Source organism: Aureibacillus halotolerans (genome assembly GCF_004363045.1).
Lineage (GTDB): Bacteria > Bacillota > Bacilli > Bacillales > DSM-28697 > Aureibacillus > Aureibacillus halotolerans.
In genome coordinates, this window is the sequence record NZ_SNYJ01000029.1 from 1 (window position 1) to 16,120 (window position 16,120).

Below are 16,120 nucleotides of genomic sequence, written 5' to 3' on the forward strand. Positions count from 1 at the left end.
TTGATTTAAGTAAAATCAACGGGATTTATTTTACATGTCTTTCAACATGGCACGTTTTTTGCATTTGACTTCTGTTCAGTTTTCAAAGGACAATAGTCATTCGTCGAATTTGACAGCGACCAAATCAGCTTACCATCTAGACAGTGTTAATGTCAATATGTTTTTTCAAAAGATGCTATTTGGATGTGATGTGCTGTTTCAGCGACGTCTAATAATATATCACGGATAAATCAGGTGGTCAACAAGTATTTTATAAAAAAAACGACTTACTTCAAAAATCGTTCTAGACGATCCTAGTCTGTTTCATTTATTCTTAGAGAAAGTCCTACTTCCTTCTATAAGAACTTAACGGTTACTACATGATGATACTTTAATGCTTAACGTTGTTATGCGCAAGAGAGAATAACTCACTAGCCTAACATACTTCCCTTTAGAGTCTATAAACGGTTCCGTACTGTTTAAAGAGGTGAATGACATTTCATAGAATGAGATCGATCCAAACAGATTCCACATAAAAATATGATATACTTCTTACCTAAGAGGAGGGTTTCGTTTGCAACTTCTATTCAAAAATAAAATAAATAAGATAAGGACTTTCGCTCTTTCCCTGGTGTTTATCGGCATTGCTGTCATGTACATCGGGTTGCTCTTTAAAGGATCGCAAATCGCGATGGCAGCATTTATGCTTCTAGGCGTTATTTTTGTTTTGATGAGCACCGGTGTTTATTTCTGGGTGGGCATGCTATCGACAAAAGCCATCCAAGTGACTTGTCCAGAGTGTGGAAAGTGGACGAAAATGTTAGGCCGCGTCGATGCTTGCATGCATTGCAGTCAGCCTTTAACAATGGACAAGGCGCTTGAAGGAAAGGACTTTGACGTTTCCTATAACCGTAGAAGTCATGCCTCTAATGAAGAAAGTGAAATCGACCATAAAAAATAGCCCCGATAAAATGCTTTATCAAGGGGCTTCGCTTCACGTCACTAATGAAGCTGTGACAAAGACTTAGAGGTTCAACAACTGAACCTCTTTTTTATTTACTGTTTTATATTTCCTGGCTGATGCTTGCACTCTGGGCAAGTTCCATAGATCTCCATTCGATGATGACTAATGTCAAATCCGGTAACGTGCGCCGCTAATGCTTCCACTTCATCAAGCCCTGGATAATGAAAATCAACGATTTTACCGCAAGATTCACAAATAATATGATAGTGATGCGATGTCACGTAATCAAATCTGCTCGATGAATCTCCGTAAGTCAGTTCCTTCACTAATCCTGCTTCTTTAAACACACGCAAATTATTATACACTGTCGCAACGCTCATATTAGGGAACTTCCCCTCCAACGCCTTGTAAATATCATCGGCAGTTGGATGCGCCTGCGAAGTGGAAAGGAACTCCAGTATCGCATGACGTTGAGGCGTGATTCTCACCCCAGCTTTTTTTAATGAGCCTAGCGCTTCCTGAAGATGGTCAGTCGCCACCGTCATGCACCTCACTTTCAAAAAGCGTTCTCACTTTATAATATTTATAATCTAATTTTACTCGCTAAAACGTTGCTTTGTCAATCTTTGTCTTCCTCATCCACTTCTAAATGTTGGTCTGGCAATCCTTCTTTGGCATTTGCATACCGTGCAGCCACAAACAAAAAGTCGGACAAGCGATTTAAAAATACGAGGGTATTGGGATTGACAACGTCCGCAATGGCCACCGCTTCACGTTCTGCTCTTCGCACAACAGTTCTTGCAAGGTGAAGGGATGATGCCACTATAGAGCCTCCAGGAAGAATGAAGGTAGTTAACTCAGGAAGAGTCCCCTGCCAGCGATCAATTAATTCCTCTAAATACGTAATATGACCTTCAAGAATTGGCCATTGAACATCCTTGCCCACTGGCGTAGAAAGCTCATTTCCTGCATGGAAGAGGAGGGTTTGTACGCGTGTCAATTGATCTTTAAAAGAAGCCTTTCCGATCCATGCACAATCTGTTAAAGAGGCCACCGCCAGTCCTAGATGAGCGTTTGCCTCATCAAGTGTCCCGTAAGCCTGAACACGGGCATGGTTTTTTGGCACCCTTTCTCCATATCCTAGCGACGTCGAACCATGGTCACCGCTCTTCGTATAAATTTTCATGTCTTCACCTCCTGTGTTTATTTTGATTTGCCTTGATTTTGTACAAACTGCAAAGCTTTTTCGACATGACCCTTCACTCTTACATTACGCCATTCCTTCAAAATCGTGCCTTCTGGATCGATGACAAAGGTTGAGCGGACAATACCCATGTATTCATTTCCAAAATTCTTTTTAAGTTGCCAGACCCCATAGTCTTCTGCTACTTGGTGATCCTCGTCAGCCAAAAGGCAAAAGGGCAGGTCGTACTTTTCAACAAACGTCTGATGTCGTTTGACTGGATCAGGGCTAATTCCAATAATAACAGCATTTGCATCTGCAAAAGATTGAAAATGATCACGAAAGTCACAAGCCTGCGTGGTGCAGCCTGGGGTCATGTCCTTTGGGTAAAAATAGAGCACGACATATTTGCCAGTAAAGCTGGATAACTGGATCTTTTCACCTTTTTGGGAAGGCAGGGTGAAATCCGGTGCGCTTTGTCCTTCTGCAATACTCATACGACTCCTCCTTATAACACAACACTTATTCCGATGAAATAGTATTCATAGCGTACATCAAACAAGCGTCTTGTACAAATTCAGGCTCCTTTTTCTCAAAAAGGAAGCGACTCTGCTACACTTAAACTACGGTCCACGACATTTGAACCGAACCATGCAAAGATTGGAGATCATTTAATATGAATTTTTCCTCATCAGAACAACACTATTCAGAAGCATTGCGTCATATCGTCGGCGGTGTAAATAGCCCTTCTCGTTCCTTCAAAGCAGTTGGCGGAGGTTCGCCTGTCTATATGAAGCGAGGGCATGGAGCATATTTTTGGGACGAAGATGATAATCAATACATCGATTACCTTGGGGCTTATGGGCCAATAATTACAGGGCATGCTCACCCTGCGATTACAAAAGCGATCACAACTGCTTCAGAAAACGGCACTTTGTTCGGTACGCCGACAGTTATGGAAAACACATTCGCCAAAGCGTTGAAGGATGCGATTCCTTCTATGGAAAGGGTACGTTTTGTCAATTCAGGCACAGAAGCAGTTATGACGACGATTCGTGTTTCTCGGGCGTATACTGGGCGAACGAAAATGTTGAAATTCTCTGGGTGCTACCACGGTCATTCGGATCTCGTGCTTGTTGCTGCGGGGTCTGGTCCAGCGACGCTTGGTTCACCTGACTCTGCTGGCGTTCCCCATTCCATTGCGAAGGAAATGATTACTGTCCCTTTCAATGATACGAACGCATTTAAGGAAGCGATGGAGAAATGGGGCGATGATATTGCAGGTGTGCTTGTCGAACCAATTGTCGGAAACTTTGGGGTTGTCACACCTGACGAAGGCTTTTTGGAGATGGTGAATGAGGTGACTCATCAGTATGGAGGTCTCGTCATTTATGACGAGGTGATTACCGCCTTTCGCTTTATGTATGGCGGCGCGCAAAACCTGCTCGGTGTTACGCCTGACTTAACGGCGCTTGGAAAAATTATTGGCGGTGGACTCCCTATTGGTGCCTATGGAGGGCGAAAGGACATTATGGAGCAAGTCGCACCACTCGGACCAGCTTACCAAGCAGGAACGATGGCAGGAAACCCTGCATCAATGGCCTCTGGTATAGCTTGTCTGCGTCTATTGAAAGAAGAACATCCTTATGAGCGACTTGACCAACTCGGTGCACGTTTAGAGGTTGGACTTCAAAAAAGCATTGATGAAACAGGCATTCATGCGATTGTACACCGTTTAGGCGGCATGTTGACCGTGTATTTTGGTGTGACACGGGTGACGCACTACGAAGAAGCAGAGGCAGCGGACAGTGAGATGTTTGCTCGTTTTTTCAAAGGTATGCTGCATGAAGGGATTAACCTTGCCCCTTCCAAGTACGAAGCGTGGTTTATCACAATGGGCCATACTGAAGCGGATATTGACCAAACCATTCGAGCAGCAGATAAAGTGCTTAAGACTTTGTAACATGCTTAAATGCTACTGAAAGCACGTGCCCGGTCAGCACGTGCTTTTTTTAATGACGTAATGGAGATGTGCAAATTCGGGCACTTTTCCTTCGTTCGGGCACTCCACCATGATTTTCGGACACTTCACGGCCGATTTCGGGCACTTTCTTCTCACTTCCGGGCACTCGAGCGCTTAATTCGGGCACTTTTCCTTATTTCGGGCACTTCACCGTGATTTCCGGACACTCTACTGCCAATTCCGGGCACTTTCTTCTCATTTCCGGGCACTTCACCGCTTTTTTCGGACACTTTCACTTTCTCAAGCATCCCACATCCTCATTTCTAGCACTTCCATTCCATCTTTGCTTTATCAGTTCTTGATTCTTTCCATTGTGCATTGTATAGTACGATAAGGCTAAACGAAACCATTGGAAAGGACTTAAACTTCCCCTATGAAATTTGGTGCACGTATTTTAAAAACCGGGCTGGCGATTGTACTTTCATTATACATCGCACAGTGGCTAGGGTTTGACGCTCCCGTATTTGCAGGGATAGCTGCCGCCTTTGCCATACAGCCTTCTGTATATAAGTCGTACCAAACGGTATTAGACCAGGCGCAGGCAAACATTATTGGTGCTTTTTTTGCCATTATCTTTTCGACGATTTTTGGCACTGAACCCATTGTCGTTGGCATGGTCGTCATCGTCGTTATCGCTGTGCATCTGCAATTGAAAATTGGGCAAACCGTCTCTATCGCACTTGTCACAGCGATTGCAATCATGGAGGCTCCTGCTGATGGCTTTCTAATTTATGCATTTGAACGATTTAGCTCTGTGATGCTTGGTGTCGTGGCAGCATTTCTTGTTAACTTGGCGTTTTTACCTCCAAAACATGAACATCGGCTGTATCAATCCATTTCTGAGACTTCAGAGGACATTATTAAATGGATACGGCTTAGCAATTATCATATGACAGAGCAGCACGCGTTAAAGGAAGATATCGAAAAGCTTAAAGAAAAACTTGTTAAGCTTGAGCAAGTGTATCTTCTATACAAAGAAGAACGCGTCTATTCAAAAAAGAAGAAGTTTGCTAAAGCAAGAAAGCTTGTCGTCTTTCGCCAAATGCTCGCAACAGCAAACCGGGCTCACTTTTGTTTGGCACAAATTAGTCGAGCTGAAAATGATTTTCATCACTTACCAGACCATGTTAGGGAGCCGTTAACGTCCGAATTGGATGACTTGACTCGGTTTCATGAACAATTGCTTGAAAATCTAACGGGCCGTACGAAAGCAATTCAATACGAAACGCATTGCAGCCCCGTAAAGACTCGGTTTATGGAGCTTTATACATTGGCAAAGGATGAATCCGAGCCGGAAAACGAAGAAAAATGGATGCATTTGTTTTCGCTCGTGTCCAATTTGCTTGAATATCATTATGCGCTCGATCACTTGGCAAAAATCCTGACAAGCTTTAAAAGTCATCATACCGAAGAAAATGAACTCGAAAAAAAATAAAAACACCCTCCTTGAAAAGACATTCGTCTCGTTCAAAAAGGGTGTTTTCTTTATGTTCTTATACAGGCTCAAGCTGCTGCACAGAAAAGAGCTTAAAGTATTCGCCGCGTTTCGTCATGAGCTGACTATGTGTGCCCTGCTCTCTAATTTCACCATTCGCCACGAGAACAATCCGATCCGCATGGGTAATCGTTGAAAGACGATGCGCTACGATAAACGTCGTGCGATGCTTCGCGAGCTTCTCTAAGGCATCCTGAATGAGATGTTCACTTTCCAAATCCAGTGCAGAGGTGGCTTCATCTAAAATGAGCATTGGCGGGTTTTTCAAGAAGACTCGTGCAATAGCAACACGTTGTTTTTGGCCGCCTGAGAGCTTAACTCCTCGCTCGCCAACCTTCGTGTCATACCCGTCAGACAGCTCTGTAATAAACTCATGAGCATTCGCTGATATTGCAGCCTGGATCACTTCTTCATCGGTTGCATCAGGATTGCCCATTTTTATATTTTCCTTCACGGAGTCACTGAACAAAATATTGTCCTGTTGAACAATTCCAATCTGGTCACGGAGCGATCGTGCCTGTACGTCTCTAACGTCTATTCCATCCACAAGAAGTCGACCTTCAGTGACGTCGTAAAACCTTGGTATCAGACTAATAAGCGTTGACTTACCGCCTCCGCTCATCCCAACGAGAGCAATAGTCTCACCGGGGTTAACGTCCAGACTCAATCCTTTGAGAACTTCAGACTCATCGTCATTGTATTGAAAGGAAACATTGTCAAACGTCACCCGTCCTGACAATTCCTCCACCTGTTTTGCTCCTGCTTTATCCGTTACATCATAGCGTTCATTAGCAAACTCGAAAACCCGATCCATCGATGCAATCGATTGGGTCAACGTCGTCGATGAATTGACCAATCTTCGCAGCGGACTGTACAACCGCTCCATAAACGCAACAAAGGCGGCAAGCTCCCCGACAGTCAGTTGCCCCTCAATGACGCGATATGTGGCAAACCCAAGCACTAACAAGGGGGCGATATCCGTCACCGTATTAATAACAGCAAAGGTTTTGGCATTCCAGCGGGTATGATCCAATGCTCGTGCAAGGAAATTGTCGTTTCGCTTAGCAAACTGTTTTTCTTCATGGTCTTCAAGTGCAAAGCCACGAATAACAGAAATGCCTTGAACACGTTCGTGCAAATGCCCTTGCACCTCAGCGAGAGCTTGAGAACGGTCGCGCGTAAGTGAACGAAGGCGACCATAGAAAAACTTAATCGCAAAACCGTAGAATGGAAACATTACAATAGAAAGCAACGCAAGCAAAGGATCCATCCAAAACATAATGGCAAAAGCGATAATAATGGTAGCTGTATCAAGCCAAACGTTCATCAACCCTACCATGACGAAGCTTTTTGTTTGTTCAACATCATGAATCACGCGAGAAATAATTTCCCCAACTCGTTGGTTTGAATAAAATTTCAAGCTCAGCTTCTGAATATGGACAAATAGCGTAGAGCGAATATCGAACAGCACCTTGTTGCCAACATACTGCGCAAAATATTGGCGATAGTATTCAACCGGTGGACGAAGAATAACAAATAAAAAAGCGCCAGCCCCCAACAAGTAGGCAAGCCTCGTCAACTTTTCCGCTGTATCTATTGATTCTGCGTTTATAATGTCATCAATCGCAAACTTTAACATCAACGGTGTCGCTAGAGGAATAGAAAATTTAATAATTCCAATGAGTATCGTCCAGACAATCATCCAGCGATACGGTTTTACAAACGTTAAATATTGCTTAATAGGACCCACATCCGTCCCCCCTGTTCAATTTACGGATATCGGCTTTGTAGATAGCGTTCTTAGCTATGAAACTGTCGGTACAACCCCAACCAAGCTGATACGACTCCTGGTGCAAAAACGCCCTCTTTCTCGTGATGGCGTCTTTGAATCTCAAGCAACGCATTTTCAACGGCATTCATCACATATGCCGGATACCCCTTCTCACTAGAATTCAATCTAAACTCGTCCATGTCGAGCAAATGGCCAAACCCATTTTGATCAACGAAATAGTCAATATCGTAATCAATATAAACGAATTGATTGCCATCCTTCTGCACGTACGGCGAAGCAATATTGCAATAAAACGCCCAATCGTTTTCACCTTCTAGGGCAATCACATTATACCACCGGTCTGGCCAAAAAAAGCAAACAGCGGCTTGTTGTGTAATCCATTGCGTCCCATCTGCTTCTGTGACAAGTGTTTTTTCATTGACGCCAATAAATTCTTCAGCAGTATGATGAACCACCTCTGTTTTTGCCCAGCTCCTATGAAACGAGCCGCAATGTTTCAGGCTCTTAATTCTCACGGTATCTCCAACCATTTGATGAGTCATCCGCTCACTCCACATTCGCATTAATGAATGTAGTATACCCTTTTCGTGAAACGAATAAAAATTTAGGGGCTCTAAACAAAAAGGCACCCCTAACGCTCGGATGCGCAGGGATGCCTTTTCGCAAACTAGACTCCACAAGTTATTTTGTAGAGTTTTGTTGTTTGTTTTGTTCTGATTGCTGGTTGTTTTGTTTAACGTGTTGTGCATCCGTTGTTCCAGAAGCCGCTTGGTTGCTGAAGCTCTGTTGAGCCTGTTGACCAGCTTGTGCTTGCTGACCTTGAGCAGATTGAGCGTTCTGGGCTTTAACGTGTTGCGCATCAGTACCTGAAGTGGTTTTGTTTTGCTTTGCCATGTGTATCACCTCCGCACTTCTAATGTGTGCAGAAGAGGTTTATTTCATACAACAGCAACATTGCTTTTTTCATTGGTATCATTTGGTAAATTAAACAAGCAATGATCGTCCTCCATCAACAATAAGGGTTTGCCCACGAATCATGTCCGCTTGTGGTGACAATAAAAATGACACTGCACCGACAAGATCCTCAGGCTGCACCATGCGTCCAGCAGGTGTGTTGGTTCGTGCATCTTCTAAAAGCTCTTCGCGGTTCGGAAAATGCGTGAGTGCCTCAGTATCTACAGCACCACCGGAGACGGCGTTGACGATAATGCCTCTTGAAGCGAGCTCAACGGCCAAATAGCGCGTCAATGCCTCTAATGCTGCTTTAGAAACACCTACTGTTGTATAGTTTTCAAGGTAACGAATCGACCCAATCGAGCTTAGGGAAACGATATGTCCCTTACCTTTCATACGCTGTGCAGCTTCCTGTGCACAAAATAACAGTGCCTTGGCATTAATATCCATTGTCCAATCCCAGTGTTTTTCTTCAAGCTCCATAATTGGACGCAATACACCTGAAGCCGCATTATTAACGAATACATCTAATGAATCAAAATGCTCGTCAAAGGTTTCAAATAATGCTGTGATTTTCTCACGGTCGCCAACATTGGCACGAATTGCGATCCCCTTCACACCAAGTGCTTCAATTTCAGCAACCACTTCGTTGGCAGCAGATTTGCTCCGCGCGTAATTAATGGCTACATTGTATCCTTCATTTGCTAATTGCAGAGCGATGGCTCGGCCGATTCCACGGCTACCACCCGTCACAAGTGCATTTTTGCTTTTCGTCATTGTTATGTTTCTTCCTTTCATTTGCCGATATGGCTAGAACTACTGGCATAATTTCCTCCTTAAGCGTTGAAAATACATTTATAAACGCGCTAAGGAGGTTTTTTCGTGTACAGTGGTCGAGACTTTAGTGAGCTTTTTATGATTTCAAAAAGGCAGTGGTCGGATGAGGAGCTTCGTTACAGCCATACGGCTTGTCAGCAAATGTTACCCTATTTGAATGTTGAAGGATTAAGCCTCTATAAGCAGCTCATTAAGGAACAGCTTGAACGAGAGCGCTAAACCATCGGCACGTCATTAAGCATTCATGTAGGATTGTCCACCATCAACTGTTACCGTCGTGCCAACGACCCAAGACGCCATTGGAGAGGCTAAGAAAACCACCACATTGGCAACTTCTTCTACCGTTCCGAATCGCCCAGCCGGAATGTTCTGGTCGACAAACTGCTGAATGGCTTGCGGTGACTTTTCGAGCCTTTTTTGCCAATTCCCTGTCGGATGGAGGATCGAACCAGGAGCAACTGAATTGACGCGAACGCCATTTGGAATCATTTCATCGGCAAACGATTTTGTAAAGGAGATCAAGGCGGATTTGCTTGCATTGTACGTTGGCTTTCCGCCTGATTCTTTCCCGAAGATAGAGGAAATCTGCACAATGGCACCTGATCGCCGTTGCTTCATATGAGCACCTGCAAGTTGGCTAAGTCGAACCGCCGAATAAAAGTTTAATTCCATTGCTTCTTTAAACTCTTGCAGTTCAGTGTAAAGGACAGCCCCCCCTTGAGATCCTCCAGCATTATTAATGAGCACATCGAGGGTACCGTTCCGACTTATGTATTTCTCAAACTGCTCATGGACATGCGTTTCATCGGTGACATTCAACTCAAGTATAGCTGCTCCACCAATCTCTTCTGCGGCGGTTTCTAAATCCTCGACATTTCGAGCGGCAATAGTGACATGCGCACCTTCTTTCAGAAATGCCTTAGCAATGCCTTTGCCGATCCCTTTACTTCCACCTGTAATAAGCACGTTTTTTCCTTCAAGCTGAAGATTCATGCACGCTCCCCCTCGATAATGTGATGAAGTATTTTTTGGTGCGACACTGAAAAAGGATATTGCAAAATCTCTTCTTCTGAAACAAATTGCAGTCCTTCTCTTCCTTCAAATGGCGTCTGTAATGACGCATGGAACACATCGATATTCCACACAAGGTGTGAAAAAGCGTGCTTCACTGACAGCAGATGCTCATTTACTTCGACATGGATGTGGTATTCTTCCTCTACCCAGTGCATCGCCTGATCCTTTTGAAGCTGAGCTCGATTGACAGTTTCACAATTCGGAAACTCCCACAGGTTAGCCAATAACCCTTGCGAAGGTCGCTTGTGAATCAACCAGTCGCCATTTTCGTCGGTAATCACAAGAGCTGTCATATGCTTTTCTTTTGCCTTTTTCTTTTTCTTTTTCACAGGAAGCACATCTTCTTGCCCAGTTGCATACGCTTGACAATGAGCACGGACAGGACAAATCAGACAAGTAGGTTTTTTAGGTGTACATACGATGGCTCCTAATTCCATAACCCCTTGATTGAACTCAGAGGGACGTTCTTTGTCCATGACCGTTGCGACGACAGCTTCAAACGCTTTGCGTGTTTTTTCTTCTGCGATATCATCAGCGATGGCAAACAATCTTGAGAAAACACGCAGCACATTGCCATCGACCGCAGGCTCAGCTTTGTTAAAGGCGATGCTTAATACGGCCCCTGCCGTGTACGGACCTACGCCCTTTAACGCTTGGAAGCTTTTTTTGTCTGCTGGAACATTGCCACCATATGTAGAAACAATTTCACGAACAGCACTTTGAAAATTGCGGGCACGGGAATAATATCCAAGGCCTTCCCAATGCTTTAGCACGTCTTGTTCATCTGCCTGAGCAAGCGCCTCAAGCGTTGGAAACGAGGAAACAAAACGATTAAAATACGGAATGACCGTATCGACTCTCGTTTGCTGCAGCATAATTTCCGATAGCCAAACCTTGTACGGCGTTTGGTCCTTACGCCATGGCAAATCTCTTTGTTCTGCTAAAAACCAAGTGATCAAATCTTCTTGGAAAGATACGTGATCAAATGATGTTAGAGCATTGGCATAATGTTCTTGCGCCATTTTTATTCACATCCTAATACTCTTTAATGAAATGTCTGCTACTGCACGGGGTGTGCATATCATGTTATGATGTCGTTATTCAGGCTGAAGGGATTGTCGTTGAGAAACGCTCGCTTTCTTCGTTGCTTTGTCTTGTCCGGTGCTCATTGCCCTTGTGGCAACTGTGCCGAAAAATTGCAACTGACGCGTCGCATAATGAACGTACCATAAGTGTGAAATCTAAAGAAACAGGGAATCATTTTTGGTACACACACTGAGATTGTTCTCGCATGAACAGCGGAAAGGAGGATTCAACCGGATGGATACTGGAACCCATCTTGTTATGGGAATCGCTCTTGGCGGTTTAGCAACTTTGGATCCGGTTGTTGCCTCGAGTCCATTAACAGCACAAACCGTCCTTATAGCCACCATTATTGGGTCGCAAATCCCTGATATTGATACTGTTTTAAAATTAAAAAACAATGCCACTTATATTAAACATCATCGTGGTATTACGCATTCATTATTTGCACTCGTGCTCTGGACACTGTTGCTCACTGGTACATTATTAGCCATTTGGCCGCAAACGGACGCCCTTCATTTGCTTTTATGGACAGGACTCGCCGTTGGCCTTCATGTGTTTGTTGATATTTTCAATGCATACGGCACACAGGCGTTAAGGCCATTCACCAAAAAGTGGATTGCGCTCGGAATGATTAATACATTCGACCCAGTGATTTTCACGGTTCACTTAGCGGGCATCGCCGTTTGGGTATCAGGCTGGTATCCACCTCAGGTCGTGTTCTCCACGATGTATGGTCTGTTGATTTTTTATTACGTGTATCGTTATTTACAAAAACGTACGCTTGTCAGAAAGGTTCACCAGCGTTTTACTGATGTGTTGGACGTTAATGTGTCGCCTTCAATGCGGGTAAACCTTTGGCATCTTGCGATTACGACGAAGCACGAGCACATCGTCGCAAAATATAGTGATCACTCCATAAAAGTGCTCGATTCTTTTGCCCGAAAGCCTTTACCAAAAGAGAACGAGTATTTCACAAAGGCGTTGGAACATCCCGATGTCGTATCGTTTCGGTCCTTCTCACCTGTCTACCGCTGGGAGCTAAGGAAATACCAAACGTATTACGAAATCCGCTTTATCGATCTCCGGTACTGGAGCAAAGGGCATTACCCGTTTGTTGCCATGGTCTGCTTCGATCAAGATAAAAATTGTGTAGGGTCCTTTACTGGCTGGGTATTTTCAGAGAAAAAACTACAGAAAAAAGTGTCACCATTACCGTTTTAAACATCGGATAGAACATTCGGCACCACATATACTAGTAGGGTACGCCAATTGCAAAGGAGAGAATTCTGTTGCGTAAAAGAAGCAAAAATTCCCCTCCAAGATTATCCGTTGAACGCATGCCAAGTGATCAGTTTTCTTCAAAACGTGCAGATGGGACGATAAACTCTCGTCCTGCTGAACGAATGCGCGCAGGAGGGATAAGCGATGAATAACGGAAGCCTGCACAACAATTCAAGCCGCTATTCCTTTGAGAAGAAACCTTTTCAGTCGCCTCGTGCAAGTGTAAAACATGCTTACAACCAGGTGAATGGCGAAACTGAGCCTGGGCGTCACAACGATATTCTAAAAGCAAATATGAAGTCACGTGTGTAACAACCGCTCACTCCTCACAGGTCTTGGACTTGTGGGGAGTTATTTTTTAAGCACACTCACTGGGACTGCTTGAAGAGAAATATCTTCACCACGATACCCCCATGCAAAAATTCCTTTGAAATAGTCAATCTTAAATGGGACCTGTTCGCCATCCTCTTCAATCGTATATGTCGCACCTACTTCAAACTGAGAAACATCAACAAGATAAGACTTCGCCATTGCAATTTTTCGTTCATGCACCGCGTATTCGTTTGGCATTCCAAGCTGCTCTGCTTTTCTCGCCTTCTCTGTTAACGCGCCAATTTCCGCTAAAAGCTCTTGTTCGTTCATGTCAGCGTATCGTTTCATTGCTCATCTTCCTCCTGACGGCTTTGTAGCCATTCTTGGATTGCATGAATAGGAAAGCCTTTTTGGTACAGCACTTGTTTCATTTTCCGCTCAAATTCCCAGCCTGATAGCTGCGACCATTTGCGCGCCGCTTTTTCTCCGTGATAGGCAACTGCTCCTGCTTCCTCATCTTTATCTGGGCGAACAAAATGCTCCTTCACTACCTGCACAGCGACAGATTGAGCGAACCCTTTTGTAAGCAGACGTTGAATCGCCTTTTGCTCCGCTTTCGAGGCACTGTCCTTTTGACTTGCTTTTATCTTTTCAACGACTGACTGCGCAGCCTCCGTTTGCTTTTCCAATGTATAACTCTCGAGCGCCAAATCAATGACTGCTGGAGCAACCTCTTTTTCATTTAGTTCCTTTTTAATGACCAAGGGGCCTTTTTTTTGTATCCTTCTTTTTTCATCCGTATACATATGAGCGTATTGTGCATCGTTTATATACCCAAAGTTTTCAAGCTCGTAAATGGCATCTGGAATGAGTTCTTGACCGTCTTCAAAACGTTCCATTAAGTCTCTTCGTATTTCGCCAGCCGTTCTCATTCGGAAGGAAAGTAAATACATCCCTCTTGAAACCATTCGTTTGACAATATCAACGCGCAATAAAGCGGTCCATTCGTCATCAGTAAACGCCTTCCCTTTTAACACTTGATAAGTAACGATCGTATCCTCTGCTAGAAAAATGTCCTCAGTGTGCCCATCCTCAAAAAGAATGGTCAATTCAAAGAGGCCGTGTTTTGCCGTTGCCATTTGTTTCACATAAGGCATGGGATCACCACCTTTCGTAAGTGTATCACAATTCATCCGTACAGGTTATCTGCTACGTTTAGTCGGGTATACTGAAGGAAAGTGTTATGACTGGGGGAGATTGGATGAAAATAGCGATTGCTGGGGGAAGCGGGTTTGTCGGTGGAAAGCTTGTTGCAGAATTAATGAAGCAAGGGCATCATTTGTCCATTTTAACAAGATCACCTGAATCGAAAAATGAAACGGAACACATTCAATACGTTGGTTGGATGCGGGAAAGTGACACACCAGAAAATCAGCTTGGAGAGATTGACGCCGTCATTCATTTGGCAGGAACATCAATTAATGGGCGTTGGACCGAGGCACGAAAGAAAAGTATTTACAACAGTCGCATGGAGTCGACAAAGGAAATCGTCCGTATTATGGAACAACTTCCTCAACCGCCAAAGGTATTTGTCTGTGCCTCAGCTGTCGGCATCTATAAAGCAAATACAGGAGTGGCCTACACTGAAAATAGAAACGAACTTGGCTCTGATTTTTTAGCTACAGTATGCAAAGACTGGGAGGCAGAAGCCAATAAGGCAACGCCAATAACGCGGACAGTCAATGCAAGGTTTGGTGTTGTTTTTGGAGAGGAAGGCGCGTTTCCTCGTATCGTTCTTCCTTATCGCTTATTAGCTGGGGGGAAATTGGGATCTGGAAACCAAGTCATGTCCTGGATTCATGTTGATGATGTCGTGTCGATGATTTCGTATGCATTATATCAGGAAAGTATTTCCGGTCCCCTCAATGTGACATCACCTCATCCCATTCCAATGGAGGAACTTGGTCGGATTGTTGCGAAAACTATTCATCGCCCCCATTGGTTTCACGTTCCATCACCGCTGCTTAAAATAGCTCTAGGTGATATGAGTAGTCTACTTTTGGACAGCCATAAAATCATGCCACAAAAAGCAGAAGAGCATGGGTTTCGATTTCTCTACCCAGATGCTAAAAAAGCTGTCGATTCTTTGCTGTAGAGCGTGTCGAATTATGCCAAAAAAAATTATTGTAAAAAACGTGTAAAGTCTATTCCATTTTGAAAAAAAATCGATTATGATATGGCTACAAAGTAGTGGGAAGGCAAATGGTGAGCCACCGGTGTCCCGGTTCTAGTGGGTTCGATTCCCACCCCGAATTTTTTGAAACTAAAAAATTCGAGGGTGGTTTTTCTATGCATTTAACCGCCTTGCGAGAAGGGATGATATGAATGCTTAGAAAACTTACGACCCGAGATGCCCACGCCCTTTTTCCTTTACTGCAAGACCCTAATGTATTTCCCTATGTACGTCATAAAGCCGATACGGCGGATGCCTACACATTTGTCTTGAAAGGATTGCTTGACCTTGAAGATGAAGGTGCGGCATATCCAAGAGTCATCCTCGATGAGCGTGGTTGCCCTATCGGCATGATTTTACTCTATGATGTGATGGATGGTGTTGGCTTTCTATCCACATGGATTGGCAAAGAGTTTTTCGGGAAAGGCTATAATGCTCCGGCAAAAGAAGCGTTTTTTCAAGAGCTTTTTGTCGAATACGGCATCGATACCATCCTTGTGAAAATCAATCAACAAAATACCCGTTCCCGTAAAGCAAGTGCGAAAATGCCCTATTTGACGCTTGCTGACAGTGCCTTTAAACAAAATGGCAAGGTCTATGACTTGTTTAGTATTTCAGCAGCTCATTATTTTTCTCATCCAGCGAGCGCGGATGCCCTGTATCAATACGAAAATGAAGGCTCGTGAACAATGGTGACTTAGCATAAACTCTTATCAAAAAGATCGTGAAACAAAATGGTCTGATCACTAACCACTGATCAGGCTTTTTTATTTAATCCTCCTGTTCACAACAATCGGCTCTGTTGTTATCCACACTTCTCGATTTCAGAATCATGTTATTCACAGGGCACATGTGTTTTCATGTGGATAATGTGCATAACTTTGTGAATAACGTGACCTATCACTAG

The 16,120-nt window shown here is 43.9% G+C and carries 21 protein-coding genes; 9 read left to right on the forward strand and 12 right to left on the reverse strand.

The annotated features are described in order from the left end of the window. Positions 1-553 precede the first annotated feature (553 nt). Positions 554-940 (forward strand): YgzB family protein, encoded by a 387-nt coding sequence (locus EV213_RS19725; protein ID WP_133582298.1) that lies wholly within the window; start codon positions 554-556, stop codon positions 938-940. Positions 941-1,035: 95 nt separating this feature from the next. Here EV213_RS19725 and perR read toward each other — a convergent pair whose 3' ends face one another. From perR to bcp, 3 genes are all read right to left on the reverse strand, one after another. Further along, positions 1,036-1,488: a peroxide-responsive transcriptional repressor PerR gene (gene perR, locus EV213_RS19730; protein ID WP_133582325.1), complete on the reverse strand. Its 453-nt coding sequence runs from the start codon at positions 1,486-1,488 to the stop codon at positions 1,036-1,038. A gap of 74 nt (positions 1,489-1,562) precedes the next feature. Further along, the gene (locus EV213_RS19735) at positions 1,563-2,129 is read right to left on the reverse strand and encodes a cob(I)yrinic acid a,c-diamide adenosyltransferase (RefSeq protein ID WP_133582299.1); all 567 of its coding nucleotides are present in this window, start codon (positions 2,127-2,129) and stop codon (positions 1,563-1,565) included. A gap of 17 nt (positions 2,130-2,146) precedes the next feature. Continuing rightward, on the reverse strand, positions 2,147-2,623 hold the full coding sequence (gene bcp / locus EV213_RS19740; protein ID WP_133582300.1) for a thioredoxin-dependent thiol peroxidase: 477 nt from the start codon (positions 2,621-2,623) through the stop codon (positions 2,147-2,149). Between the two features lie 179 nt (positions 2,624-2,802). Between bcp and EV213_RS19745 the strand changes: the two genes are divergently transcribed. Then, a complete protein-coding gene (locus EV213_RS19745; RefSeq protein ID WP_133582301.1) occupies positions 2,803-4,089 on the forward strand; it encodes a glutamate-1-semialdehyde 2,1-aminomutase in 1,287 nt (428 codons plus the stop codon). Positions 4,090-4,241: 152 nt separating this feature from the next. Here the strand turns inward: EV213_RS19745 and EV213_RS20940 are convergent, their stop codons facing one another. Continuing rightward, entirely contained in the window at positions 4,242-4,397 is a 156-nt protein-coding gene (locus EV213_RS20940) for a hypothetical protein (protein ID WP_166639432.1), read from the reverse strand. Between the two features lie 125 nt (positions 4,398-4,522). Between EV213_RS20940 and EV213_RS19750 the strand changes: the two genes are divergently transcribed. Next, on the forward strand, positions 4,523-5,584 hold the full coding sequence (locus EV213_RS19750; protein WP_133582302.1) for an FUSC family protein: 1,062 nt from the start codon (positions 4,523-4,525) through the stop codon (positions 5,582-5,584). A 58-nt stretch (positions 5,585-5,642) separates the two neighbouring features. Here the strand turns inward: EV213_RS19750 and EV213_RS19755 are convergent, their stop codons facing one another. The 4 genes from EV213_RS19755 to fabL form a co-directional block, all read right to left on the reverse strand. Next, positions 5,643-7,394: an ABC transporter ATP-binding protein gene (locus EV213_RS19755; RefSeq protein WP_279512778.1), complete on the reverse strand. Its 1,752-nt coding sequence runs from the start codon at positions 7,392-7,394 to the stop codon at positions 5,643-5,645. Positions 7,395-7,444: 50 nt separating this feature from the next. Then, a complete protein-coding gene (locus tag EV213_RS19760) occupies positions 7,445-7,978 on the reverse strand; it encodes a DUF402 domain-containing protein (RefSeq protein WP_166639433.1) in 534 nt (177 codons plus the stop codon). Positions 7,979-8,117: 139 nt separating this feature from the next. Then, positions 8,118-8,330 carry a gamma-type small acid-soluble spore protein gene (locus tag EV213_RS19765; RefSeq protein ID WP_133582304.1) on the reverse strand — a complete coding sequence of 71 codons (213 nt, stop codon included), beginning with the start codon at positions 8,328-8,330 and terminating at the stop codon, positions 8,118-8,120. A gap of 90 nt (positions 8,331-8,420) precedes the next feature. Beyond that, positions 8,421-9,167 carry an enoyl-[acyl-carrier-protein] reductase FabL gene (fabL, locus tag EV213_RS19770; protein WP_133582305.1) on the reverse strand — a complete coding sequence of 249 codons (747 nt, stop codon included), beginning with the start codon at positions 9,165-9,167 and terminating at the stop codon, positions 8,421-8,423. A 105-nt stretch (positions 9,168-9,272) separates the two neighbouring features. Here fabL and EV213_RS20945 point away from each other — a divergent pair, with 105 nt between their 5' ends. After that, positions 9,273-9,446, forward strand: coding sequence for a hypothetical protein (locus EV213_RS20945; protein ID WP_166639434.1), 174 nt, complete (start codon positions 9,273-9,275; stop codon positions 9,444-9,446). Positions 9,447-9,461: 15 nt separating this feature from the next. Here EV213_RS20945 and EV213_RS19775 read toward each other — a convergent pair whose 3' ends face one another. Together EV213_RS19775 and mutY are read right to left on the reverse strand one after the other, a co-directional pair. Next, positions 9,462-10,220: an SDR family NAD(P)-dependent oxidoreductase gene (locus EV213_RS19775; RefSeq protein WP_133582306.1), complete on the reverse strand. Its 759-nt coding sequence runs from the start codon at positions 10,218-10,220 to the stop codon at positions 9,462-9,464. After that, the gene (gene mutY / locus EV213_RS19780) at positions 10,217-11,323 is read right to left on the reverse strand and encodes an A/G-specific adenine glycosylase (protein WP_133582307.1); all 1,107 of its coding nucleotides are present in this window, start codon (positions 11,321-11,323) and stop codon (positions 10,217-10,219) included. Before mutY ends, EV213_RS19775 begins: the two co-directional genes overlap by 4 nt. Before the next feature lie 298 nt (positions 11,324-11,621). Between mutY and EV213_RS19785 the strand changes: the two genes are divergently transcribed. From EV213_RS19785 to EV213_RS19795, 3 genes are all read left to right on the forward strand, one after another. Continuing rightward, on the forward strand, positions 11,622-12,608 hold the full coding sequence (locus tag EV213_RS19785; protein WP_133582308.1) for a metal-dependent hydrolase: 987 nt from the start codon (positions 11,622-11,624) through the stop codon (positions 12,606-12,608). Positions 12,609-12,676: 68 nt separating this feature from the next. Continuing rightward, on the forward strand, positions 12,677-12,820 hold the full coding sequence (gene sspK / locus EV213_RS19790; RefSeq protein ID WP_133582309.1) for a small acid-soluble spore protein K: 144 nt from the start codon (positions 12,677-12,679) through the stop codon (positions 12,818-12,820). Then, on the forward strand, positions 12,813-12,980 hold the full coding sequence (locus tag EV213_RS19795; protein ID WP_133582310.1) for a YpzG family protein: 168 nt from the start codon (positions 12,813-12,815) through the stop codon (positions 12,978-12,980). The genes sspK and EV213_RS19795 overlap by 8 nt, the downstream gene beginning before the upstream one ends. A gap of 39 nt (positions 12,981-13,019) precedes the next feature. Here the strand turns inward: EV213_RS19795 and EV213_RS19800 are convergent, their stop codons facing one another. Further along, the gene (locus EV213_RS19800) at positions 13,020-13,328 is read right to left on the reverse strand and encodes a YfhH family protein (protein ID WP_133582311.1); all 309 of its coding nucleotides are present in this window, start codon (positions 13,326-13,328) and stop codon (positions 13,020-13,022) included. Further along, complete coding sequence (locus tag EV213_RS19805; protein WP_166639435.1) at positions 13,325-14,137, reverse strand: RecX family transcriptional regulator; 813 nt, start codon at positions 14,135-14,137, stop codon at positions 13,325-13,327. The genes EV213_RS19800 and EV213_RS19805 overlap by 4 nt, the downstream gene beginning before the upstream one ends. A gap of 104 nt (positions 14,138-14,241) precedes the next feature. Here EV213_RS19805 and EV213_RS19810 point away from each other — a divergent pair, with 104 nt between their 5' ends. Beyond that, complete coding sequence (locus EV213_RS19810; RefSeq protein WP_133582313.1) at positions 14,242-15,135, forward strand: TIGR01777 family oxidoreductase; 894 nt, start codon at positions 14,242-14,244, stop codon at positions 15,133-15,135. 230 nt (positions 15,136-15,365) lie between these two features. After that, positions 15,366-15,899: a GNAT family N-acetyltransferase gene (locus tag EV213_RS19815; protein ID WP_133582314.1), complete on the forward strand. Its 534-nt coding sequence runs from the start codon at positions 15,366-15,368 to the stop codon at positions 15,897-15,899. Positions 15,900-16,120 lie beyond the last annotated feature (221 nt).